Here is a 23,986-nt window from a genome sequence, read left to right on the forward strand (position 1 = left end):
GTCGCCTTGATCTCGACCAGCACCTCGAACGCGCGCGGACCTTCAAGGTTCACGGTGGTGACTTCGAGAGGTTTTCCTGAGGCAACTGCAACCGCTGCACGAACTTTCATCTACGTCTCCGCTCTATCAAAATCAGGCATTTCCAACCTTGAGATTGACTATAGGCGGGGGTCTTGACCAAGCAATTGCGACCTTAGTGTGCATTTCTTTGCATGGACAAAATTGGTCGTTTCGCTAACATTGGAACAAGGGAGCCGAATAGAATGAATCCGATCAAATCTATTTCTAAAATACTGTTTATGAACGTCCTTCTCGGCCTCTGCTGCGTTGAATACGTTCAAGCTGCTTCCTTTGACGACCCGACATGGCCCTGTCAGCAACGCAAGGTCGAAACCCTGTCTCTTGCGATTTTATGGACCGCCCCTCTGCCCGACGGACCGGCCGGTCTCCCAGAGGTTGTTCTGCCACCGCAGGCAGCCGAACTTGCCGCACTTCTGGCGCAGCGGCGGATAACGCTCGAGGAAGCCGGCGCGGCCGTGCAGGCGTTCGCGTCGGGGGACGAAAACCCGGATCCCGTGCAGATGGCCGCCATCTTTGCGCGCGTGTTCGACGCCCTCGGCGGCATCCGCCTGCGGATCATCAGGGGGATCGAGGACTATTCCCTGAAACAGATCGCCCTGTCGGACAAGATCGACAGGGTCCGCTCCGAAATGCGCGCGCTGGAAAATTCCGAGACGCCTGACTTCGACAGGATCGATGCATTGGAAGAGCAGCTGGACTGGGACGAACGTATCTTCCGCGACCGGAGCAAATCACTGACCTACGTCTGTGAAACACCGGTGCTCATCGAAAAACGCCTTTACGCCCTGGCGCAAATTCTTCTCAAGCATGCCGATTAGGGCATCGGCTGATCCGCGCCCCTGAATGTCCCCGGGGGGCGCCTGCCAGTCATTTCCATCGGTCATGCCCACCGGTCAGTCTCATTGGTCAGTCCCATTCCAGTTCGGTGAAGGCGACCGTGGCATTCCTGATATTGAAGGCGTCGAAAAGCTCCCAGCGGGGTCGCTGGTCCTGCGCGATCCCGGTCACGGCATCGCTCATGCGGCTGCCGGCGTCGAGCGATTGACGTGTCTGGTCCTGGAGAACCCGCAAATACTCCCGAACCGGCGCCAGACCTTCCTCCACCCGCAGGGACGGACTGCCATGGCCCGGAACGATCCGCACCGCTTCCAGCGTTTCTAGCTCATCCAGAACGCTCAACCAGCCCTTCAGGGACCCGTCCAGAACGGGAACATGACGATGAAAGACCAGGTCCCCGGTGAACAGGGTCCCGGTCTGAACATCCAGTACCGTCAGGTCCGAAGTCGAGTGCGCCATCGGCCAGGACCTGAGTTCCAGGGAGCGGCCGCCCAGGTCAATCCCTGACGGTGGCAGAACCTCAAAATCCACGCGCGTTCCCAGAAATCCGGACGCACCGATTTCCGCGCGAAAGCTCTCAAGATAGGACTGTTCCCGGTCCCTGAGGGCGCGGGCCAGATTGGGGTGCCCAACGATTCTGGCCCCGGCTTCGGCAAAGACAGACGCGCCGAAGACGTGATCGGGGTGGACGTGTGTCAGCACAAGATGACCGACCGGCAACGCACTGATTTTCCGGATGGCCCGATACAGGTCCTCCCCAACCGCGCGGGCGCCCCCCGCATCGATGACGGCGATGGAGGTGTCGCCGACGACAACCCCCAGGTTCGCGATATCGCCCAGATTTCCGGGATCGGGTTCCGAAATCTCTCCCGTATGGACAAAAACGCCCTGCGCCACTTCCTCCAGGGCGATCCCGTCCGGCATTTCCCGGCAGGCCGGTTTTCCGATCGAATAGTCCGTTGCCGGATTGAGGCGGGAGCCCGGATCCAGGTTCTGCAGAACGGCAACGCACTCTTCTTCGGAAACCGTTTCAAGTCCGGCCAGCAACTGTGTCCGGCAGATGCCGGGGTCGCCAAGCAGACACAGACTGACGATGATCTCAAACATGCGTTTCGTGACCCCGCTCAACATCTCCGGAGTTCTCCGGCGGAACCAACCCAGCGTCACAGCACGAAGAAGGTTGAACAATACATCCCAAAGGCTTGATTTCGGCGCAGGACCATTCGTGTTACACTGACGAGATCTTGCGCTGCAACAGGCTGAACTTCGCCGAAGCACCTCCGTTTGCCTCAGCCGGGTTCCCGCATGGTTTCAACAAGCGGCATGGTGGGAGGACGTATCATGGAGTTTCGGAAAACGGTTGGCTGTCTGAGGAGGCCGCTACTGGCTGTCCCGATCGCGGTATCATGCGCCGTTCTTGCCCTGTCCTCGGCCGCAACCGGCGCGGAGCAGGACAGGCTCGAAAATCCGTTGCGGTCAGAAGGCAGCTGGAACGATCTGCGCGAGGACATTGTCGGACTGTCAGTCCCGGAACCGGACACCGGCACCATAGATCTCGACGCCCCCTATCGTGCCCATGACGCCGCCACTGTGCCCATTGGACTGAAGCAGCCTTCGCCCAATTCTCCGTCCGTGACACGGGCACTCCTGATCATCGACGAAAACCCCGCTCCCGTGGCGGCGGAAATGACCTTCGGTGAAGCCATGCATCCCCTCGACATGGAGATCAGGGTTCGGGTCAATCAGTATTCCAACGTTCGTGTGGTCGCTGAAACACAGGCCGGGCCGGTCATGGCCGGGCGCTATGTGAAGGCGTCGGGGGGCTGCTCCGCCCCGGCAACGAAATCGCCTGAACTCGCGCTCTCGCAGATGGGACTGATCCGGGCGAAACATTTCGCACCGCCGGCCGCGGACACGAGCAATCGCCGCGAGGCCCAGATCATGATCCGGCATCCGAATTATTCGGGCTTGCAGAGAGACCAGATCACGCAGCTTTTCATTTCCGCTCATTTCATCAACTTCATCGAAGTCAAACAGGGCGACGATGTCCTGTTCACGCTGGAAGGCGGCATTTCCCTGTCCGAGAACCCGGTCATTCGTTTCACTTATAACGACAATGGCACCGAAACCCTGAGCGTCCATGCGGAAGATACGGAAGGCAACGTCTGGGAAGAGGTCTTCGGCAAGAACAAGGAAAGCTAGGGCGTTTTCAAAACGCGGGGCCCGGCCCCTGTTTCAAGAACAAAGCCGCCCCTGTTTCAAAAACGAAGCCGGCCCCTGCTTCAAAAACAAAGAATGTCGGCTTCGGCCTGGGCCCGGCGGAGATCGGCGACAAGCATTTTGGCGCTGGCCGCCGTCCTGAACAGCGACATGCGTTCTCCGCCGACAAGCTGCATCGAGAGCACGGTTTCCGCCTCGACGTATTTCTCATAGGGAATGATCGACGCGATCGTGTCGATTGAACACGAACACCGGCGCAGAACATCGCTCGACTGGCCGTTGGAAGCCATGCAGGCAAACACATATTCGGCCCTGGCCGCCGTCGGGTAGTCGTTCAACTGTGCCTGTATGGTGCCCTGTGCCCGCGCGCTTTCACCGCCGGAAATCGTCCCCCCCAGAAGACCCGCGGCTGCAACAAGCATGGCAACAGTCATGCTGGCGCGCAGGTCTGACCGCATACGTCCGCCTTGCCTCACTTTGTCTCTCCCTGCTTGAGAAACACGATCGAACTGGAATAGGCGGGCAGCGTGTCGGGCAGCTCCGAGCGTTGCCCCCGGTCTGTCGTCGTCTCCGCCTTCAGCGCATAATACCAACCTGGCACGTCCTCGGAGACCGTGACCGTCAGGGCAAGCGTCTCGACGCCGCGCATCCTGTCGCTGGCGGGATCATCCTTGAACGGATAAAGGACGATCGACCGGGAGGCCACGTCGCGCCCCTCCAGGGCGATCTGACGCTCCCGAACAGGCCTGTCCTGCAGGAGCGCAGCCTTGATCCGGTTGCGGATGTAGTACGGGCTTCCACCGGCAAAGCTCGCCAGGTCCTTCACCACGGATTCAAGAAAATACATGATCAGCGGATTGCCGACGTTGGCTGGAAAGGTCCCGACCCGTCTGGCCTTGCTGTCGGTTTCGAAATTCAGATCAACCATGTCGCCGGGCGTGAATGTCAGCTTTATGGTGCCGTTGCTTCTTGTTTCGAGAGACCGGTCCTCGGGTGCCGAAACGCTTCTCCGGTAGTCGAGCGACGCGGTTCTGGGCACCGCGTCCAGGGTGCCTTCCTTGAATAGGAGCGCATAGGTATCCGCCGCCTGCCCCGCAGAGGCCCCCAGCCAGACAACCAGTCCCGCCAGGACAAATGAAATGATGCTCCTTGGCATCATGGCAGATGGCAGCATGTTGTTTCGCCTCCCGCTTTCAACGACTTTGCAACTATCACGAACCCCTAGCCTAAGCCGACCATGCTTCCTGTCAGCACAGACTTATGTCTGCATTCCCGCCGGCCCCGGGAACAGGCGTCAGCCGTCCTCGCCGTCGATCGACGTGAAGCGGCGTGTCTTCCAGTCGATCAGGGGGCGTAACCGGGACAGCTCGACGGGCTTGGTGAGGATCGTGAACTGGTGCGTGCGGCTTTCCTTCACGAGGCTCTCTTCCCGGTTCGCGGTTATCATGATCGCCGGAACATCGCTCATGGTCTCCCGCCTCACTTCCAGGATGGTTTTCACGCCGGTGTCCTCGCCATCGAGCTGATAGTCCGCAAGAATGATATCCGGCGGCATCCCGAGCTCCCGCACCAGGTCCAGAGCCTCTTCCGTCGATGCGGCGGTCAGTATGCTCCCGCCCCAGGCCTCGATCTTCTGCGCAGTCGCGAACAGAACATCCGGATTGTTTTCCACGATCAGGACGATCACATCCATGTCGCTGGACGGAACCACCAGATCCGCATTCTCCCGGCTGTCGCTTTCCTCCTGAGCTTCGACGACCGGCACGGTGATTGAGAAGACCGACCCGACACCGGGTTTCGAGCGCACCGACACCGTATGACCGAGCCGTCTGCAGGCACGCTCCACAATCGACAGGCCCAGCCCCATGCCGAAGCCGGCACCATCGGTGGACGCTCTGGTAAATTCGGTGAAAACTCGTTTCTGGTCTTTCTTGGCAATGCCGATGCCCGTGTCCCAGACCTCGATGACCAGGGTCGGTCCACGGCGCCGGCAGCCCGCCAGCACCCTGCCGTCCTCGGTATACTGGATCCCGTTCACGATCAGGTTCTGGATCGACCTGAGAAGATAGCGCTGGTCGCTCTTCACCCAGAGGCTGCACGGAACGACATCCAGCCGGAGGCCCTTTTCCTCCGCCAGTTGCCTGCAATCGCGTTCAACCGAATTCAGAAGTTCCCCCACATTGAAGGTGCTGAGCGTCAATTCCGTGCCCGTGGAGTCCAGCCGTGAAATGTCCAGCAGGGCGTGAAGCAGGGATTCGATCGACTTGAACGACTTTTCGAGGCGCGAGACCGTGTCCGCAATGGGCTGGTTCCGGGTGCTGTCGCTCATGGTCGAAATCAGCAGCTTGGCGGCATTGACTGGCTGCAGCAGGTCGTGACTGGCGGCCGCGAAGAATTTTGTTTTCGACGAAACCGCGTCTTCCGCGCGCTCCTTGGCCTGCCGCAGCTGCTCGTCGATCCGGATCTGCTCCTCGTTCTGGCACCGCAGACGCTTGTTGGCTTCCGTGAGCTCGATCGTCCGTTCCCGGACACGCCTTTCCAGAAGATCGGTCGTCTGGGCCTCGGCCGTGAAATCCATGACATTCATGATCAGGCCGTTGTCCGGCAGGCGATGAATGCTGATGTTCAGGATGTCACCCGACGCCAGCCGGACCTTTCTCTCGATGCCCTCGCAGTCCGGCTCGACAGCAGCCAGAAACTCCTTCTCGGTCTCCGGCCCGGTCTCGGCCGGAAGTTCATGGCGGGCAAAGAATTCCAGGATCTGGCTGAGCGCCGTTCCCTTGCGCACCAGCGGGACCGGAAGGCGCAACAGCTTTCGAAACCTCTCGTTTCTCAGGGTCAGGGATCCGGCCGGCGAGAAGGTGCAAACACCTTGTGAGATATGCTCGAAGGCAGCCTTGAGAAAATCCGCCTGCTCGTCGATCAGACGATCTTTTTCAATGCGGTTCTGCAGAACGATGCTGGTGATTTCCGTCGACAGCAGAACCGTCTTGCTGGCGGAGGCGGATTTCTGGGTGATCTGAAACCAGCGGTCGTTCTTCAATCCGAAAACGGACGGATACCTGGAGGAATTGCGCTTGAGCGCGCCGCTTGCCTCATTCGGCGCGGCGGCCGGCACACCGCTGGATATGACCCCGGCGCTGCTGTTCAAGGCATTGAAATACTCATCAATGCCGAGACCGGCCACGATTGCCTCCGAAATTTCCGGCACCATGTTCTTGAACTGGGTGTTGCAGATTTCCAGCCTGCCTTCGGTGAACAGCGCGAAACCGCCTTCCATCGCATCGAGCGCATCCACAAGATTGCGTTCGGTCTGCTCCCGGGCGAATTCGGAAATCCTGAGCTGGTTGCTGGCTTGGCCCAGCGTGTCGAGCACCTGTTCCAGATGCCTGGTCTTTTCCCACACTTCCCCCTGGAGGGCGATCGCCGACTGGAACAGGGAGTAGGCGGAGCCCCCGACATCGTTTTCCCTGGCTGCCCGCCGGACGAGCGCGTTGATGATCCGCGCCTGGCGTTCGAGCTGGACTTCCAGCGGCTGATCGGCATCTATCAATAAAGCACGCCGTCCTCGGGCGGATAGAAAGCCACACCGACGAATGTCTGGTTCACATGTACGCCCAGATGCTGCTCTCCATAGGTGTTGAAGCCGAAGACGCGGTTGCGAGTGAGCACCCTGGAGGCGTCTTCGACCAGTTCGTTCTGTTCGATCTCGAGCCGGCGGAGGTAACAGTCGAAACCGATGATGAAGTCCGGGTCGCCATGCTCGCCCCGGCACTGCTCCAGCCCCTGCTCGAGCGTGTTCAGAATTTCGGTTCCCTGGCCGAGTGTCAGCACAAGACCGTCGTCAATGGCGGACAGAAACCACAGCCCGTCATTGTCCGCGACCTGCTGAATGGCTCTCACATGCCAGCTTTTGCCGCTTCGCACCAGAACCGGGTTTTCGGCAAACACCCTGGGTGACAGGTCTTCGACCGCGCAATTCACATAGCGTGCATATTCGCGGGCGGCGGGAACGCCGTTGATTTCCATGACGAGCCGTTCTTCGGGAACGGCCCCGGTGACGACCATCTGCCGGTCTGTGGGCCGGAAATGGTCGAAGCCGACACCGCCGAAGGACAGGTCGGTTTCGATCAGCAGAAGAAGCGCCGCGTTCTGATGCGCCACCCCGCCATGAAGAACATAGGTTTCGTTGAAGGCGAGGCCGTTGCCGGCCGAGCCGCCGAAAACGGGAATGTCCCGCAAGCCGGCGTTCAGCGCGGCCACCAGCAGGTCCTCCTGCTTGGACATGCCGTCGGCGATGACGAAGGCCACCGTCTTCCAGTTGCCGGTGCGCGAGAACCTTTCCGCAAGGACCTGCGCCTGGTTGGCCGTGCGTTCGATGGAGCCGGGTTTGAGTGGCTTGATGAGCGTGGACGAACACCGGAAATGCCGCCTTGGAAAGGCAATCACGAGCAGGGCATCGTTCTCATAGCCCACCGACGTGATCTGACCCGCTGTCGAACAGCCGAACACGGCCGCCGAAGGCATCCGCCCAGACAGTTGCGCCGCGACCTTTTCAGGATCGAGATGGTCCGGCATGAAGAAGAGAACGAAGCAGGTTCCCCCGGGCTTGAACCCGGCGGTCGCCTCCCGAACGGCCTCTTCCTCGCCGCGTGCGTGCGACACTCCGATTTCGACCGTCGTCGGTTTGTCGCACAAGGTGTCTGCCGGGGACATCAAGAGCCTCAGCTCAACATGGCCCGGGCGTCAGCATCCGAAATCTGAGGCTCCGCTCCAAGGCTGATGCTGTTGACCATCATCGCGGCCTGCGTCCGGTTGCTTACGCCAAGGCGCCGCAGCAGGGCGGTGATGTGGGCTTTCACCGTCGCTTCGGCCAGGGACAGTTCATAGGCGATCTGCTTGTTCGGCTTGCCGGCGCAGATCAGCTTCATGATCCGGCTCTGCTGCGGCGTGAGATCGGCGATCTTGCTGGCGATCTGCCGGGTCGAAAGATCCGATTTGCGGGATTTCGGGCTCGGCGTGAACCCGGGCGGAAAGAACCGGCGCCCCTCGCGCACTTCCAGCAGCGCCTTCTGCAGCACCTGCACGGACGCGTCCTTCGGGATGAAACCGGCGGCGCCGGCCGACATCAGCGCACCGACGGAGTCATCGGATGATTCAGCCGAAATCACCAAGACCGGTACATCCGGCAACCTGTTCTTCACCTTGATGAAGCCGCTGATACCGGTGGCGTCGGGCAGTTTCAGATCGAGCATGACCAGATCGAGCCGCACGCGCGAACTCATCTGTCGCAGGCCGTCCTGAAGCGATGTCGCCTTTTTTACCGACCTTGAATCAAACAACCTTTCCAGTGTCGACGCCAGCGCGTCGCAATAAAGCGGGTGATCGTCGATCACGAGAATCGAACGGATCTGGACGCCCTCCGGCGTTCCGCATTTCTTGTTCATGAGACCGTTCCTCCCAGTCTGCTCGAGAGGATAGCCGTCCTTTTGACGGCGACGCAAGGACAGGTCGACCAATGGACCTGTTTTGGAGCTGTCGTGGGTGCCCCTTTCGGCCCGCCAGCGCCGGGCCGCAGACCGGCAAGCCGCATTTCTTGGGATCACCTCACGAGGACGCTTGCGATGGCGCCAGCCGTTCAGCATGATCCGCCCATGACAAGAAGCCGATCGCACTTCCGCTGTTTTCCGGTGACCCTGGTCGCGGCCACGCTGCTGGTGTGTCCGGTGCAGGTTGTATCCGCGCAGCAGGTCACGGCGGACGAACCGCCTTTCGAACAGCAGCTCATGCGCCTGTCGGAAATCTTCGGGGCGCTGCATTTCCTGCGGCCTCTCTGCGAAGAGAGCGACAGTCCGAGCTGGCGCGACCAGATGGAAGACTTTCTGGACGCGGAAACTCTCGACGAAAACCGGCGCCGCCGTTTTATCGAGAGGTTCAATCAGGGTTACCGTGGATTTTCAGTCGCTTATCGCACATGCACCGACGCTGCCCGTCTCGCAATGGGACAGTATATGAGTGAAGGCGAGACCATCATCGGCGACGTCACCAGCCGGTACGGCCGGTAGACGCTACGGAAATCTTCCAATCGTTACGAGTTGGTTAACCTTTTGAATCAAATTTGTGGGTGGACGTTAAGTTTGCGTTCACGGTTGCTTATCAGCACGGTTCGCCGTGTTAGGATCAAACCACAAGATTCGGGGCAGGAACACGCTGGAGTTGCTTCGCGATGTTCGGGAAGGACCGGTAAGGAAACGAATGATAAACGACGACTACGCTGATGCGGCAATGGAAGCGGAATTTGCCGAAGACGAGGACATCCGGCGCGCAGCACTCGGTTTCATCTCCGATGCCTGGGCGGAAGCGATCGCAAACGGTGTCGACGCCGACGCGGTGGCCCATGCGGCCATGTTCACGGCGCTCGCGGATCTCGTGGCCGCCTACGGCGAGGACGCGGTGGCCAAACTGGCCGAAGGCCTGCCGGACCGTATTCTTCAGGGTGACTACACCGTCAACCGCGTCCTGCAGTAACCGCTTTTCCGATGATGCCGAGAAGGCCGGGTTCCGGCCTTTTTTGTTGCGCGCCCTGGATGCGGCCGACACACGTGCCGCCCGACGCGCCGTTCTTAAAGGATCAGGTCGAGGGCGAGTTTCAGATAGATCAGCCCCCCGAAGGCAACCAGCAGGACGCCTGCGATGTGGTTGGCCCGGTCCAGCCAGTGATCGTCGATCCTGCCCCTGAAATGCGAGACCGTCGCACAGACCATCACCCACCAGCTCGTCGCGCCGCCGGTGACCCCGGCCACCATCACCAGTGCGCCCAGATGGTCGCCATGGGCCGGCATGAAGTCTCCCAGCGCTCCGAAGATGGCGATGAACGCCAGCACCGCACCGGGATTGGTGATCGCCATGAAAAAGGCCGCCGCGGCATCACCGATAAAGCCGCGATCCCTGCCATTGCCGTCATCGTCCAGATGCGGATGGGTGTTCCAGATCCTGATGCCGAAGATGATCAGCACCGCCCCGCCGACGACTTCGATGAGATCGAACTGGCCTTCGACGAAACTGGTGACCGCCGAGACACCGAAGATGGCCGCGGCCGCGAAAATCGTGTCGGCGATGACCGCGCCCAGGCCCACGTAGACACCCTGGCGGAAACCGCCATGTACCGCGTGCTGAATGGCCATGATGTTCACCGGCCCGACGGGAGCGGTGGTCAGAATGCCGACAAAATATCCGATCAGCACATATTCCATAAATGTCACGATCGGTCCTTTTTTCCGGAGCTGCTGAAACCGGCCCGGCAGCAGTCGCCAGCTTGTTGTTGTTGCCTGAAACGCGAGGGTGTCTCTCGATAACGGCCCTTCGGGGACCTGACAAGGACGTGATATTGTCCGGCAGGCTGTTTTCAGCCTCGCAGGAATTGTTTAAGGAAAGACCCGGCACGGGGCGCCGATGCCAGGGAACCCTGATTTCGGACCGCAGGCGCGGGTCCGCAGGTTGTCTGGCCCAAGCAGGAGACGGTCTTGATGAATCGGACAATGATCGCAGCGCTCGTGAGCGTGTGTCTGCTGCCTGCCGGGGCCACGGCCAAGACCATCGAGATCGAGACGATCCCGGTGATCCCCGCGCCGGAGACACAGAGCCCTGCGCCGGCGGCCGGAGACCTTGACGTGCCGGGCGCCGATGAAACAGCCGTTGCGGCCCCGCAGGACCTGCCCCAGGTGCTTTACAGCCCGGCCATGCTGCCCAAAGCGGTGGCACGCATGCACGCCCAGTTGCGGGAAGCTGCCGTCAACGGCGACCTGAACCGGCTGCGCATGGTGCTGGAAAGCAACGAGATGCCGCCGACGCTGTCCTTTGGTGAAATCGGCGATCCGATCGACTTCATCCGGCAGAGCTCGGGCGATGGCGAAGGCTATGAGATCCTTGCGATCCTCGCCGACGTGCTGGATGCGGGCTTCCTGCATGTGGACGTGGGCACGCCGCAGGAAATGTTCATCTGGCCCTATTTCGCGCGCTACCCGCTGCAGGGCCTGACCCCGGACCAGAAGGTCGAGATGTTCCGCATCATCACCGCCGGTGACTTCGCCGAAATGCAGGATTTCGGCGCCTGGACCTTCTACCGCCTCGGCATCGGCCCGGACGGCACGCTGCATTATTTTGTCGCCGGGGATTGAGGTGGAGCGGTGCTCTTCCGAGCCACCCTCCTGTATCTTTCCGGCTAGTGGAGCCGAGTCCTGTGCCCGTACGTTAGCGTCCACTGACTGGCCTGACCTGACCTCAATGAAGCCGTCTCTCCATCTCCACAGGGGGCCGGGATTTGTCCTGCCGCGACAGTACTTCCGCCGCCTGCGCAGCTTTCAGCTGATAGCCCAGTTTCTCGGCTTCGGTCCTCGCATTTCGAAGAACGTGAATTCCGACCTCCTTTTGCCCACGGGAAAGCTGGATTTCTCCGTAGATGACCAGGCTGGACAATTTGCGCAGGCGCATGCCATAGCGTGAGGACAGCGCAATCGCATGTGCGGCGCATCCGGCAGCAGGGCCCAGTTCGCCCCTTTTGATCAGCAGCATCGCTTCCATCTGCAAGGTTTGCGCGCGCAAGCCGTAGAGGCCCATGTTTTCTGAATAAGCACGGATCTGGCGGATATAGCTCCCGGCCTCCTGGAGTTTGCCCTGCGCGATCAGCAGGCGCGCATAGCTCGATTGCGCCATATTCCAGATGTCGCGTTGCTGCGCCTGGCTGGCCGCATTCATGGCCAGCTTGATATCACGTTCCGCCTCCTCCAGGTCACCGTTGGCCAGGTGAAGGTCGCCAAAGTGGCGCTTGAAAATTCCGATCGCACGCAGTTCCCGGCGTTTCTCAAACTCATCAAGCGACTTCCGATAGCCCTCCCTGGCGGCTTCGAAACTTCCGCCGAGATGCTCGCACAAGGCCTTGTAACCGGTAATATAGCCCATCAGCCGGCTGGGTGTGGACTTGGGCAGGCTTTCCGACGACCGCTCGACGTCCGCGAGAATGGATCTGGCAAGAGTGAGATTGCCGCGCTCGATCTGCGCGATCGCAAGGTTCAGGTTGATGCGGCGTTCGACCGCGTTATAGGCCTTGTCGTCCGAGGTCGGCGTCAGCCGGTGGCTCATGATGAACCGCGCCTTGCGGAACAGGGGGATCGCGTCATAGATGCGCCCCTGAATCAAACTGGTAAGTGCCCGTTCGTTGAACAGCCAGGCGATTTCGTCCCGGTAAAGCGGGTGCCTCAGGGTCTTGTGAATCGAACGCTGCCGTTGCGTAAACGAATTTTCTGTCGTAGGGCTGCCCTGCGCTGTGCTGACGATCCGCGCGATATTCGCGGCACCGTCTTTCAGATCCTTGATTTCGGTCGGATCGTTCCTTTTCAACTTTTCCGGATTGACAGCCATCCCGAGAATTTCGAGCGCCTGCTCGAATTCGCTCGGCGTATTGTCCGCGCTGCGGGTCATATCAAAGTCTTTAATTTTGGCGACAAGCTCCTTTATCAGCTCCTTGTCTGCCTTGTACTCATCGATGTTTTTCTCAAGCACGGTTTCGCTCAGCAGCCATGTCAGTTCGCTATGATTGATGCGCAAGCCGGTGGCTGCATTCATCAGACCGCGAAGCCAGCCGCGATAGACCTCGAACGGCGGTTCATGCCCATTCTCGGGCCGGACGTTCTCCATGCGCGACAGGGAACCGACGGAAAAGGCACTGCGCACGAGACTGAAGCCGGCGCGCAGTCGCTGCGGGATCGCATGGATCTGCCCCAGGGAACCGGCAAGCGCCCGGTGGTCGCCACCGTCAACCGGCTCGAACAGATGAAGAACCGCCTGGCGGGCGTCGACTTCGTCATTGTTTCTCGGCTTTTTCGGGTCCCATTCGCGGCGGCGGAAACGGATGCCAGCCTCGGAATGACGGTAGGCCACGCGCAGCGATTTCCGGTTTGCCTCCTGCAGATTGTCCAGGATATCCTTGAGCATCCTGAAATGAGCCTCGCTGGGTGTCGGCAGATCCTGAGGCTGGCTGCAAAACAGTGAAATCTGATGATGGTTCAGGTCGCCCTCATCGGAAACATCGAGTTGCATCCGGTGCCCGACCATTTCCTGGATCTGCCCGTGAATGCCAAAGCGCCGATGCAGGAAAATCTGGCCTGGGTCTGCATCGGAGACATTGTCCCCTTCCGGCTCTGGAAAGGCGCAATGCACCTCCAGAACCAGCGCACGACGGCACAACCTGGCGAGGGACTTCTTGAGTTCATTCAGCATCCAGCCGCGAAGGCGGTAGTCTTCCTCGTCATGGGCGTCGTTCGGCTCCCGTACGTCGCCGCCGGACTTAAGCTCATCCGTATTTGATTCTTCCGATTGGCTTTGCGCGTAGTGCCTCAGAAGCCTGCGATAGATCATCGGACAGGCGAGCAGCACCGGCGGCTCCACCGGCAGGCCAAACAGCACCAAGTGACGCAGGATTAGATCGTCGAGTTTGTTTTCCAGATCCGCAATCGACCGATTCAGCAGCCCGTAGATGCCGAAAACGTAGTTCATCACGCCGACGGCGCCGTCACGGTTTTCATGTCGTTCAAGGTTGCGAACAAAGTGGTCGAAGGTCAGGTCCCTGGGCATCGTCGTGTTGCCGTTCTTGATCTCGCGCCAGCAGCAATAGACCAGCACCGTCAGGCCGACACTGTGCCAGAGCGAACGGTGTATGCCGTCCGTGCGGCTGTAGTCATGTTGCCGCGGATGCATCGACGCGGCATCATGATGCTCGGCCCATGCCAGGAATTTTCGAGGGATTTTCCGTCGTTGTTCTTCACTGGCTTTACTTTCGCCATCGTATTCCGGCACGATCATGATCCTGTCCCGCCAGCGGGGTTTGCCCAAAGGCGGCCACACTTTCAGGGCCTGTCTGGTCTGGCTGTAGGTCGCGTATTGCTTGCGCCGATGCAGCGGAACTTCATCGATGTTGTCATGGGTCTCCGACAGGAAACAGATCGGTGTCTGAGGTCTTCCCGCGATCAGAACCAGATCCATCGGTGGATCAACCTCTTCATTGCCATGGGTTCCCGTCAGGATCCGGAACATCGCCCTGTGCATGGGATTGTGGGCATCCCCGTCCCGGTCGCACAGCTTGTCGAGCCCGCCCAGGCACACGAACAGACGCTTGCCGCCCTGGGCACGCGCAAGCTCCATGTATTTGACCATCATCTCGCGCATCATGTCGAGCCGGTGCTTGCGTTCGACGATCGGCTGCAACTGTTCAATCGACGCGATCTTTGCCTCTTCGACCAGTCTAGGTTCGGATTCTCGACGCGCAATGAAGAGATGGTAAGCGATTATGTCGATATCACCATCCTTGACGCTCTCCTCGACTGAATTGCCGTTTTCTTCGCGTCCTGTTACAGCCGCCTTGTACCGCTTCAGAATATGGCCCAGCTTGTATCTTTCCTTCGGAGAGAATTCCTGCAAGAGATTGGCGAATTGCAACCGCAAAGCTCCGGTAAGGGGCTTGTTGTCGTAGAATTTCTTCAGTTCTTTTCTGGTTTGTCGTAGACCTTCGTCCGCCCCGTCGACATGGTGCTTTACTTGGAGTTCCGCGGCGTGGCGCGCAAAAAATCGTGTCACGGCCTTGGCAACCGACGCGAATTCCATGGAGAACGACAAATGCGCAACGAAGGCACCTGCATAGTCCCGCTCGTGCCTGTGAAAGAGACGCGCATGATTTTCGTCGCGCATCAGCAATCTGATGAGCGTTCCCTTGCCGCTCCCCCGCGGGCCGGCGAACCTCAAGATACGCCTTTGCACCTCTGTACGGGACTTCTTGCCGTTCGATAGCTCGATTTCTCTAGAGCCTTGCGCGCTCAACTGTTCCTTTGCGTTCTTGATGGCGTCTTCGAGAGGCCTCCAGTTGTCGGGTCCCAGCGGCTCATGGCCGCTCTGGTCTTTCAGTTCCTTGCCTTTTTTGTCCAATTCCACGATCCGCCCCATCGCGACCGGACAATGACGCGCCCACAGGTAGCCCGGTCGGCCGCTGATGCGCTTGGAGGCCAGATGATAGAGTGCTCGCCGTTCGACCGGGATTTCGCCCCACGCATCCCACCAGTCGCCGGATTCCTTTTTCAGCAGCTTGAGTTCCAGGTTGGCCCCACGGGCCATGACCCGCGAGATCAGTTCGTCGAAGAACATCTTCAGGACGGGCAGTTGGGCCGCTAAAGGCTCCTCCTCCGCCAGATTGGCCAGAAGCGTCAGTTCCGCTTCCGTCAGCAGTTGCGCTGACGATCCATTCGCGTCCTGCAAAAGCGCGGCCGTGGCGAAAGCCCCCCAGTTGCCATTAGTTATCAGCTGCTTTTGACGTGTGTTTTCATTTTTATTCGAAAAAAATTTCTCGGCTAAAATCTTTTCCCAGAATTTCACAGGAAGCATCGGATTCTTTTTATGCTTTGCTTCCGGTTTATCGATGTGTGCTTTCAAAACATCACGGCAAGACACCAGCCAGCACTTGGTCGTCCGGTAGTTCTTGCCGCCGTAAAGGACCGTGTAGACGTTGAGCTTCTGATACTCGTTGAGGACGAACTCCTCGTCTTTGCGGTCACAATCCGCACATTCGCCACCGCGATAGAAACACTTTTCGCAACTGCTCGTCTCGCGGAGCAGGAACGCGCGGCGGCTGTCGTGGCGCACATAGGTCTCGTTGGCGAAGAACTGCGCCAGAGGCCGGCGGACCTCCTCCTCCTTGAAGCCGATCCCGACGAAGAGGACGTCGTTTCCTTCGAACAGCGTCTGCTGCGCCTCACGAAAGCTTTCCCGCGAAATCTCCCGCTGCGCATAGGTGCGCAGGTAGTCTTCCGGCGTCAGCACCAGGTTTTCCGGATCGTCGAACCGGCCGTGGAGGTGCAAGACCTGCTTTTCGTATCGCCTCGAATAGGACGAGAAATTCACGATCTCGCCGATGTTGTCGGAGTTGAGCGTGATCGACACCGCGCCTTTCTTGACCCCGCTTTCGATCAGAAGGCGCTTCTTGTGCGGCCGTTCCGTGCGGGTCTGTTCGCACAGATCCTCGAAATCCGTGGCTTCGGATTCCCCTGACAGCCTCAGGTCGCGCAGGATCCGCCGCTCGATTTCAACGTCGTAGTTCAGTGTCGCGATCCGGGAAACACGCAGGTCGTTCAGAAGCGTGCTGACCATGTCCCGCGCCGCCTTGGCTTGTGCAGGATTGTTTTCGTGAGGAATGTGCGGTTCGAGCCAGGGCCCAAATCCGTCAAAGTGATCGGTCTTCTCTAAAATCAGTTTTTTTAAACTACGCTTGTCATCGCCACCGCACCCGACGTCATCGACACGACTGAAGTAGAGTTCAATCAATATTTTTAAATAACTTCCAATCTTTTCAAATGGATTTTTTTCATATTTAACTTTGCCTGAATCTTCTTTGTTAGATTTAAATTTGGCAAATTCTTCGATAAATTCGTTGTATTTCTCTTGATCACGAACCAGAATTGATTGGCAATTTATAGCTTCGTTGCTTCCGCGAGCGATCTTCGATGCGATCACATTGACCTCGGATGCACTGAATTTTTTCGCGAAATCGTGCCGGGCTCGGAACAGGCGGGTTTCGCCGCTTTCCCGATGATCCGGAAGCCGCTTCAGCAAGGCATCGCACAGGCTGAGAAGCATCAGGCCGTCGATTTCGCATTCCGGCGGTATCCTCAGCAAGGGCACTTCGCATTCAGCGATCTTCTCGTGAGCCCGATGCTGCACACCGCTCTCTTCGTTGCACAGCGTCTGGATTTGCCGAAGAATCTGGTCGATCTTCACGCGCAGATCCGTGCGATAGGCGTACATCAGGCGCCGATATTCCGCGTCCGTTTCTCCATCCTTGAACTGAACCGGGTTGAGGGACGGATGCTCCTCAAAGCTCTCCTCTATCTGCGTCTGAACGCTGAGACTGTAGAGATGGGGAATTTCCCCCCAGGACGGCTGGCCGTGTGTCATGGTGCTGCCGCTGCCGGTCACCGCCACCAGCCGGCCGATGTTGAGTGCACGGTACAGTCCTATGCGACCGTCGCGGAGAACGGACTTGGCCGTGGGAACATCATCCAGTTCGGGGTGAAGATGGGTATACATGGCGTGTGCCTCACGTCGTCGCTAAGAAATTGGGGTACGTCAGGAGAATTGCTGTCTGCGCGGAATCAGCCAGCCGGCCCGGCCAACAATTCTCGCCAGGAATCGAGATCCACGAGCATGCCGATCTGGCCGTCGATCGGAAGATCCGAGCGGCCCACCGAGGCACCGGCATGACCGCGGGCCAATGCGCGCACGAGGAGCTCCATGGACCGGGACCCGTGCCGGTACGCGTCGACCCCGATCAGGGCAGTGAGCAGTTCCGGCTCGATCGAAGCGCGTTTGTCCACTTGCGAAATGATGCCGTCCAGATGCCTTTCGAGCAGACGCCGCAACAGGATCGCCCGTCTCAGGAAATAGGCATGATCATGCTCGTTGCGCGGATTGGGGCCCTTCACGTCGTAGGACCCGCGCAGCCTGGAAATGAAATCGGCCTTCTTGGTCTCTTTTGCCAGTTTTCTGGCCGCCTCGAAATCTTCGAGGCCGGACTTTTCTTCGGGACCCTTGGTGTCTTGAGGAAACGGCTGGTTGCCTAGCCCGAACTCAAATTCGTCGAGCGTGTCACAGGTCCCGCCCGCAAACACGAAAATGCCACGCCCCACGGGACGCAAGGTCTGGCCCTCGAGAAACTGGCCGTCCTGCATCGGCGCGAGGAAGTTCTTCAAAAGAGAGAGATTTCTGGAATCGAACTCGTCAAAGAAACACAGCGGCGTTTTGTTCTCCAGATTACAGTCGCGGATCATGTGAAAGAACCCGGGAAGCTGCTCTTCCCCAACCTGTGACAGGTTGAATTCCAGAACCGGTGTCTTGTCTTTGTCGACAAGCTGCTTCACACCAAAGGACTTGCCCGCACCCGGCGGACCAAAAACCGCGATCGACAGGGGTTTGGAATCGGATTGATCGTCCAGATAACTCTGGATAAGCGTGTTCACAGCCCGAAGGCCTTCGATTTCCTCCCTGTCGACCGTCCACAAGTCACCGAAGCGGCCGTGCGGCAGATTTTTCAGGGTTTTTTCAATGCCCTCGCTAACGATCTTGTGCGCCAATTGTTCGAAAGTTTTTTCGCTTTCACCGGGTGCGCGCGTCTCTTCCACCGCATCCGCGAGGAGTTGCACAGGAGGGTGTTGGGGTCTTGAAGTTTTATTTCCCGTTTCGTCGCAAGGGGCACTCAACTTGGGGGAAAGTTGAACATAGACCGGTAGAGCGTGCCCTTCGGGCGTGCCCTGCAACTGGGCCTCATAGTCTTGCCTGAGCGACCGGACGGCCGGATAGCCCGGTTGCAGCTTCCCCTCCGAATCCGTTTCGACGGTAAAACAACTCTCCGCATAAAGACGCGCATCGATGATCGCATCGGTTACTGCTGCGGCAAGAAGTGTTTCGCGCTTTTCGTCCGGCGGTCGGAGATATGTGTTGGTGAAGCTGGCCAGAAAGCAATTCATCTTGCCAACCATGTCGCCAGGGAGAAGATGCGCCATTTCGCCTTCCGCCCGCATCGGATCGAATACAAGGGTGATCTTCAGTGCGTCCGGCGACGTGCCTTCGAGAATGGCAGCCCCTTCCACATCGAACAAAACGATCAGCGCGTCCGAGCCCTCAACGAGTGTCTTGAGCAGACCATGCCTCGCAGCCACGCCCGCACGAAGGTCCTCCACGACCCTGTCCCAACTGGGGCAGCGAGCGATCGGGGCGCCGGCTTGCGTCGTCTCGCCGCTGTAGTGGAGACGGAGATCGCTGGCCCCCACGATCACCACCCGCGTCCTCGCACTGCCCACCGCGTCCCTGAATGCCGTCCAGGCCAGTTCCTCGGCAAGGGGCAGGTGCATTTTCAGGATCACGTCGGTGCCGCTGTTCTCCGGCAAACCGTTCATGGCGGCAAGAAAGGCATTCTGGTCTTCGCAGGCGGATCGCCGTAAATCCGTACCCGCGTCGTTGATGACAATGGCGTCCGGTCGCTCACGTGGTTGTTCGAGTTCAATCGAGATTTCCGATTGGGAGACATCCCGGGCAACGCCATGATATCCCTGAAAATCCGAGACACGGAGCTTAAGGTCCTCCGGTACGTTCTTGCTGGCGACCTGGGCTGTCCGGAAACTCTCCGGTCTGCCAGTGTCTTTGCACAGCTTGCAGTCGCCCAGCCGCGCAAGCGATTTCAGTGCCGGTGTGCTGGTCCTGATTTTTGCGACGACAACCTCGTCTTTGGCAAAAAACCATCTGAGCATGTCAGCCGTCATCTGGACGCCGCCGTCGCGCGACATAGGGATCCACTGATCGTGGTTCTTCCAGTCTTCGTTGATGCCTTCGTTTTCGCCGTACCCGCCCCGGCGGGCGAGAGGAAGAATATACTCGTCCCTTACCCTGTCGCCGAAAACGAGAATACGGGTGGGTTGATCTTCAGGCATTTGAAAACTCCCAAAAAATCGTCTGAAAGAACCTCTTCACCATCGAATACAAACTTGAATTCAAAGACTTCTGAAAAGCAAAGCAGATGAACTAAAATACCGAAAATCACTAATCTCATAAACATAACGAGACTCATGATGATATAGATTATTTTTTAGTCAATTACTTTATTCGAGAAATCGCTTATGCACTCGGCCTGAAAATTCAATTCCTGAATACCTGCTTTCCATTTTTTGCAATAATTGCTTGCACTTGCAAAAAAACACCACTCGACGGCCACTCCGCTGAACCAACCGGGAGGAAAGTCCGTTTCAGCCGCAATCCGACAACAGGGCGGACTGCACCCTGTTGCCAGAGACTTCGCTGTGACGTCGGATAGCGCCTGGAGCCTCGGCATCGGTCCCGACGGCACGCTGCACTAATTCGTCGCCGGGGATTGAGGGTTTCTGTGGCAACCGTGTTCGGCCTGTCTCCCGCAAAACGAAAAAAGCGGGGCCCAGGCCCCGCTTGATCCGATTGAGTAGTGAAGGTGGTCCGGTGCCTCAGGCGGCGGCGACCTCGCCGAGGAAACGCTCGACTTCGCCCTTCAGCGTCTCGGTCTTTTCCGTCAGGGCGGACGAGGCTTCGAGCACCATGTCGGCGGAACTCGAGGTGTGCTCGACCGAGCTGGACAGCTCGCTCATGTTGGAGGAAACCGAGGTGGTTCCCTGGGCGGCACGTTGAACGTTCTGCGAGATTTCCTGGGTGGCCGCGCCCTGCTGCTCAACCGCGGCTGCGATGGTGGCCGTGTAGTTGTTGACCTGCTCCATCGTTTCGGTGATCTCGGCAATCGCCTGGACCGATTCCTCGGTTGCTCCCTGGATCGCATTGATCTGGGTGCTGATCTCTTCGGTCGCCTTGGATGTCTGGGTGGCCAGTTCCTTGACTTCCGCCGCCACGACCGCGAAGCCCTTGCCGGCTTCGCCTGCCCGGGCCGCCTCGATGGTGGCATTCAGCGCAAGCAGGTTGGTCTGTTCCGCGATCGCCTGGATGAGGGTGATGACCTCGCCGATCTTCGCCGCGGAGGATGCCAGGCTCTCCACTTTCTCGTTGGTCACGCGGGTGCCGCTGGTGGCACGCTCGACCACTTCCGTGGTCTGGGACACCTGTCTTGAAATCTCGCCGATGGACGCGGACAGCTCCTCGGCAGCGGACGCAACGGTCTGGACGTTGTTGGTCGCCTCGTCGGAAACCGTAAGTGTCTGCGTGGCATGACCCGCGCTGTCCTTGGCGATCTGGATCAGGTCCTGAGCCGTGCTGTCCAGACCCTGGGCAGTCTCCTCGACCGAACTCACAAGCCCCTGGGACGTCGACCGGAATTCACTGATGAGATCTTCCACCTTCTGCTGGCGCTCGAGCTGCTGGCGCTGGTTATGCGATTGCTCGGCTTCCATTTCACGCTGGTGGATCAGGGCTACACGGAAGGATTCAACAGAGGTCGCAATGGAGCCGATCTCGTCCCGGCGACCGGTGGCCGGCACGGTGGTGTCCAATTCGCCCTCGGCGATCGAGGTGATGGCATTCTGGAGATTGCCGATCGGCGTGGTGATCCGATTCATGAGCACGACGATGATCACCGCCATGGCGGCAAGCGCGACAAGTCCGATGATGATCATCTGAACCGCGATGCCGAATGCCGGACCGGTCAATTCAGCCGATGGCACAAAGGTCTCGACAGCCCAGGGAGCGCCCTGCACCGGCGCGATCGCCGAAACATAGGTCTTGCCGTCCCGTTCCATGTCCGAGAACGTCACCATGGCGGAGGTCACGGGGGTATCGACCTTGTCGACGCCGGTGGTGAGTTGCGCGCCGCCGGCATCACCGACCGTGACCACCCCGTAGCGGGAGGTCCGCAGGAAATCCAGATCGAAGACGGCAACGAGATATCCCGCGACAGCTTCGGCCTTCTTGTCCACCAGTTGGGCCGCAAGGTAGAAGTTCCTGCCTTCGGCGCCGGTTTCCTCGTAAAGTGTCTGTTCGCCGCCGGACAGGGTCGCGACAATGGCGTTCACCGGCACACCGGCGAGATTCTCGGATGTGCTGACTACGACCTCGCCTTCAGCATTCAGAAGCTGCATGGCGGACAGGTGGTCGTAGGTCGCGACGATCTGATCGAGTTGCTTGACCGAGAGTTTGCGGCTTGCCTTGGCGACAAAGGAGTCTGCCATGGCCTTGGCATAGGTGTCGCGTTCGCTCCAGGAGGAGACGTCAATCCTTCGGTCCTTGATCCAGTCGCCGGTCGAGCTGCTCAGCAGGACAGCCGTTTCGCGAAGTTGCGAGCGCACCATTGTTCCGATGCTGTCCGACATGCCCCAAGAGGACACTCCGACCAATGCGGCCAGTGCCACTATCAAGGACAGCAGACAAGGCACAAGAAAGCGCGTTCTAATCATGATCAAGACCCCCAAACCCCGGTATTGTTCCGTGCGAAAACGGCGCAGCCCGTCGGACTGCGCCGTTGTTTTCTACTCGACGATCGAATTCGCGATTTCGACCAGTTCCGCCTGAAGCTCGACACCGGACGCTTCCGCGATCTTGCCGTTGATGATGATCAGGCCTTCCTTGTTGTGCGTGACAGGAATGTCGCTGACCGCTTTGCCGCCCATGATTTCCATGGCTGCATTGGCCGACCAGGCACCCTGTTCCTCGGCGACCTTGCCGAAGACCAGCGTCACGAAGTTCTGCATGAACGGCTGCATGGAACCGGTCGGGATCTTGGTGTTCGCCAGGATGAATTCCTCGGCAGCGCCGTCTTCCCAGCCTTCGATACCAGCATAATTGGAGAAGATCAGAATATCGACCTGGTCCTGAAGCTCGACGAATTTCGTCTTGAAGTCTTCAAAGTTGCTGACGTAATCGGCCGCAGTGAAGTTGATCTGGTCACCAAACTTGCTGGCAATGGCCTCATAGTTCTTGTGCTCGGACGCCGTTTCGGCACCGATGAAGCCAACCCGGTCTCCAGCCGCACCCGGCGCGAGCATGCCGACAAGTTCATCGGCAGACGCAACTTCGACCATGCCGGTCACATTGGCTGTCGGGAAGCCATAGCCGGACGCATCCCAGTTCAGACCACAGAACACAACCGGAATGTCCGTGCCGTCCAGATGCTCGACGATCAGGAATTTCGCTGCGTTGTCATCACAGGCGATCACGACATCCGGCTTTGATTCCTGGATGAGATCAAACGCTTTCTGGGAAGCCTCGACCTTGAAGTCGTCGCCCTTGTTGCGCTTGGTATCCATCCGGAAAATGGTCAGGTTGTGGCCGGAACCGTCAAGTGTTTCCTGGATGCCTGCAGCGATGCCATCGCTCCAAGCGTAGCCTTCATGGTAAGAATCGACAAACAGGACTTCTCCTGCCTGCGCCGAACCGCACGCGATGATTGCTGACGCTGCAAGCAAATTCCGAGTATATCTGGTTTTCATTATGCCTCTCCGCAATTTCTTCGTGTTGATGCCCAGAATTTATGCAGACGGCTCTTAAGATATAGTCAAAATAGCGATTAAAAAAAATGCACTTCAAAATTCTCCAATTTTTATTGTAAAAAATACGTATGAGTTATCGCGTCGATCTGGCTGCCATTTTCATTGCGAGAAACAACAATATCCGCAGGATTCTGATGTTTTTACTCCGCAATCTGTCTCCAGCCAGCCTCATGGAGGCTTCATGACGGACCCATAACAAATCCGGGCGATACAACCTTTTTGTGGTCGCCAACTCGGGTGTCCCGGTCATTTTTTTTGCAATGAGCAGAACAACGGACCACCAGGTACCGGAAACGCGTCTGCCGGCATCACCCCGGGCGGATGACCCGGAGCGCAAGGTCCGGGTCATCCGCTCAAGAGACGGTCAAGTGACGGCCAGTTAATGGCCATTTGACGATCTCGCGACCGCCTGGGAGCCGGATCAGGCGGCCGCCGCGACGATGATGATCTCGACCGTATAGTCAGGTGTTGCCAGCCGGCTCTCGCCGCAGGCCCGCGCGGGTGGGTTGGCCGGATCGACCCAGGCATCCCAGACAGCATTCATCTCGGCGAAATCATTCATGGAGGCCAGCCAGATCGTGGCCTGCAGGATGCGGGACTTGTTGCTGCCGGACCGCTCAAGAAGCGCCTCGATACGCTCCAGGATGGTGCGGGTCTGGTCTGCGGTGGTGTCACCTGGATTGCCGACCTGCCCGGCCAGCCAGACAAGACCGCCATGAAGGACGGCCTGGCTCATGCGGGCACCGCTGTCGAGCCGTTTGATATCGGACATATTTCGTTTTCCTTTGGTTCGAGACCGTCGC

General features: G+C 58.8%; 17 protein-coding genes and 1 pseudogene. 5 read left to right on the top strand and 13 right to left on the bottom strand.

The window, feature by feature from the left end; all coding sequences use genetic code 11:
- Nucleotides 1–110: pseudogene (locus WNZ15_RS00005) on the bottom strand (S-(hydroxymethyl)glutathione dehydrogenase); the annotation flags it as partial.
- Nucleotides 111–299: 189 nt separating this feature from the next.
- Here WNZ15_RS00005 and WNZ15_RS00010 point away from each other — a divergent pair.
- The gene (locus WNZ15_RS00010; protein WP_342890874.1) at nucleotides 300–899 is read left to right on the top strand and encodes a hypothetical protein; all 600 of its coding nucleotides are present in this window, start codon (nucleotides 300–302) and stop codon (nucleotides 897–899) included.
- A gap of 88 nt (nucleotides 900–987) precedes the next feature.
- Here WNZ15_RS00010 and WNZ15_RS00015 read toward each other — a convergent pair whose 3' ends face one another.
- On the bottom strand, nucleotides 988–2,025 hold the full coding sequence (locus WNZ15_RS00015) for a quinoprotein relay system zinc metallohydrolase 2 (protein ID WP_342890875.1): 1,038 nt from the start codon (nucleotides 2,023–2,025) through the stop codon (nucleotides 988–990).
- A gap of 234 nt (nucleotides 2,026–2,259) precedes the next feature.
- Here WNZ15_RS00015 and WNZ15_RS00020 point away from each other — a divergent pair, with 234 nt between their 5' ends.
- Nucleotides 2,260–3,120: a quinoprotein dehydrogenase-associated SoxYZ-like carrier gene (locus WNZ15_RS00020; RefSeq protein WP_342890876.1), complete on the top strand. Its 861-nt coding sequence runs from the start codon at nucleotides 2,260–2,262 to the stop codon at nucleotides 3,118–3,120.
- A gap of 80 nt (nucleotides 3,121–3,200) precedes the next feature.
- On the opposite strand, the gene WNZ15_RS00025 is transcribed toward WNZ15_RS00020, so the two are convergent.
- From WNZ15_RS00025 to WNZ15_RS00045, 5 genes are all read right to left on the bottom strand, one after another.
- Nucleotides 3,201–3,560 carry a hypothetical protein gene (locus WNZ15_RS00025; RefSeq protein WP_342890877.1) on the bottom strand — a complete coding sequence of 120 codons (360 nt, stop codon included), beginning with the start codon at nucleotides 3,558–3,560 and terminating at the stop codon, nucleotides 3,201–3,203.
- A 50-nt stretch (nucleotides 3,561–3,610) separates the two neighbouring features.
- The gene (locus tag WNZ15_RS00030; RefSeq protein WP_342890878.1) at nucleotides 3,611–4,312 is read right to left on the bottom strand and encodes a hypothetical protein; all 702 of its coding nucleotides are present in this window, start codon (nucleotides 4,310–4,312) and stop codon (nucleotides 3,611–3,613) included.
- Between the two features lie 120 nt (nucleotides 4,313–4,432).
- Nucleotides 4,433–6,691 carry an ATP-binding protein gene (locus WNZ15_RS00035; RefSeq protein ID WP_342890879.1) on the bottom strand — a complete coding sequence of 753 codons (2,259 nt, stop codon included), beginning with the start codon at nucleotides 6,689–6,691 and terminating at the stop codon, nucleotides 4,433–4,435.
- Entirely contained in the window at nucleotides 6,688–7,854 is a 1,167-nt protein-coding gene (locus WNZ15_RS00040; protein ID WP_342890880.1) for an FIST N-terminal domain-containing protein, read from the bottom strand. Before WNZ15_RS00040 ends, WNZ15_RS00035 begins: the two co-directional genes overlap by 4 nt.
- Nucleotides 7,855–7,862: 8 nt before the next feature.
- Nucleotides 7,863–8,585: a response regulator transcription factor gene (locus WNZ15_RS00045; protein ID WP_342890881.1), complete on the bottom strand. Its 723-nt coding sequence runs from the start codon at nucleotides 8,583–8,585 to the stop codon at nucleotides 7,863–7,865.
- Between the two features lie 207 nt (nucleotides 8,586–8,792).
- Here WNZ15_RS00045 and WNZ15_RS00050 point away from each other — a divergent pair, with 207 nt between their 5' ends.
- Nucleotides 8,793–9,203, top strand: coding sequence for a TIGR02301 family protein (locus WNZ15_RS00050; RefSeq protein ID WP_342890882.1), 411 nt, complete (start codon nucleotides 8,793–8,795; stop codon nucleotides 9,201–9,203).
- A gap of 190 nt (nucleotides 9,204–9,393) precedes the next feature.
- A complete protein-coding gene (locus tag WNZ15_RS00055) occupies nucleotides 9,394–9,666 on the top strand; it encodes a hypothetical protein (RefSeq protein ID WP_006933467.1) in 273 nt (90 codons plus the stop codon).
- Between the two features lie 95 nt (nucleotides 9,667–9,761).
- On the opposite strand, the gene WNZ15_RS00060 is transcribed toward WNZ15_RS00055, so the two are convergent.
- Nucleotides 9,762–10,391, bottom strand: a complete 630-nt coding sequence (locus WNZ15_RS00060; protein ID WP_342891831.1) for a LysE family translocator — start codon at nucleotides 10,389–10,391, stop codon at nucleotides 9,762–9,764.
- Nucleotides 10,392–10,664: 273 nt separating this feature from the next.
- On the opposite strand from WNZ15_RS00060, the gene WNZ15_RS00065 reads away from it, so the two are divergent.
- Complete coding sequence (locus tag WNZ15_RS00065) at nucleotides 10,665–11,315, top strand: hypothetical protein (RefSeq protein ID WP_342891832.1); 651 nt, start codon at nucleotides 10,665–10,667, stop codon at nucleotides 11,313–11,315.
- A gap of 103 nt (nucleotides 11,316–11,418) precedes the next feature.
- Here the strand turns inward: WNZ15_RS00065 and WNZ15_RS00070 are convergent, their stop codons facing one another.
- The 5 genes from WNZ15_RS00070 to WNZ15_RS00090 form a co-directional block, all read right to left on the bottom strand.
- The gene (locus WNZ15_RS00070) at nucleotides 11,419–17,262 is read right to left on the bottom strand and encodes an SIR2 family protein (RefSeq protein ID WP_342890883.1); all 5,844 of its coding nucleotides are present in this window, start codon (nucleotides 17,260–17,262) and stop codon (nucleotides 11,419–11,421) included.
- A gap of 65 nt (nucleotides 17,263–17,327) precedes the next feature.
- Nucleotides 17,328–19,658 carry a hypothetical protein gene (locus WNZ15_RS00075; protein WP_342890884.1) on the bottom strand — a complete coding sequence of 777 codons (2,331 nt, stop codon included), beginning with the start codon at nucleotides 19,656–19,658 and terminating at the stop codon, nucleotides 17,328–17,330.
- 543 nt (nucleotides 19,659–20,201) lie between these two features.
- The gene (locus WNZ15_RS00080) at nucleotides 20,202–22,007 is read right to left on the bottom strand and encodes a methyl-accepting chemotaxis protein (protein WP_342890885.1); all 1,806 of its coding nucleotides are present in this window, start codon (nucleotides 22,005–22,007) and stop codon (nucleotides 20,202–20,204) included.
- Between the two features lie 156 nt (nucleotides 22,008–22,163).
- Nucleotides 22,164–23,123: an ABC transporter substrate binding protein gene (locus WNZ15_RS00085; protein ID WP_342890886.1), complete on the bottom strand. Its 960-nt coding sequence runs from the start codon at nucleotides 23,121–23,123 to the stop codon at nucleotides 22,164–22,166.
- A gap of 481 nt (nucleotides 23,124–23,604) precedes the next feature.
- Nucleotides 23,605–23,955 carry a RidA family protein gene (locus WNZ15_RS00090; RefSeq protein WP_342890887.1) on the bottom strand — a complete coding sequence of 117 codons (351 nt, stop codon included), beginning with the start codon at nucleotides 23,953–23,955 and terminating at the stop codon, nucleotides 23,605–23,607.
- Nucleotides 23,956–23,986 lie beyond the last annotated feature (31 nt).

Source organism: Roseibium sp. AS2 (assembly GCF_038900065.1).
In the GTDB taxonomy this organism is placed as follows: domain Bacteria; phylum Pseudomonadota; class Alphaproteobacteria; order Rhizobiales; family Stappiaceae; genus Roseibium.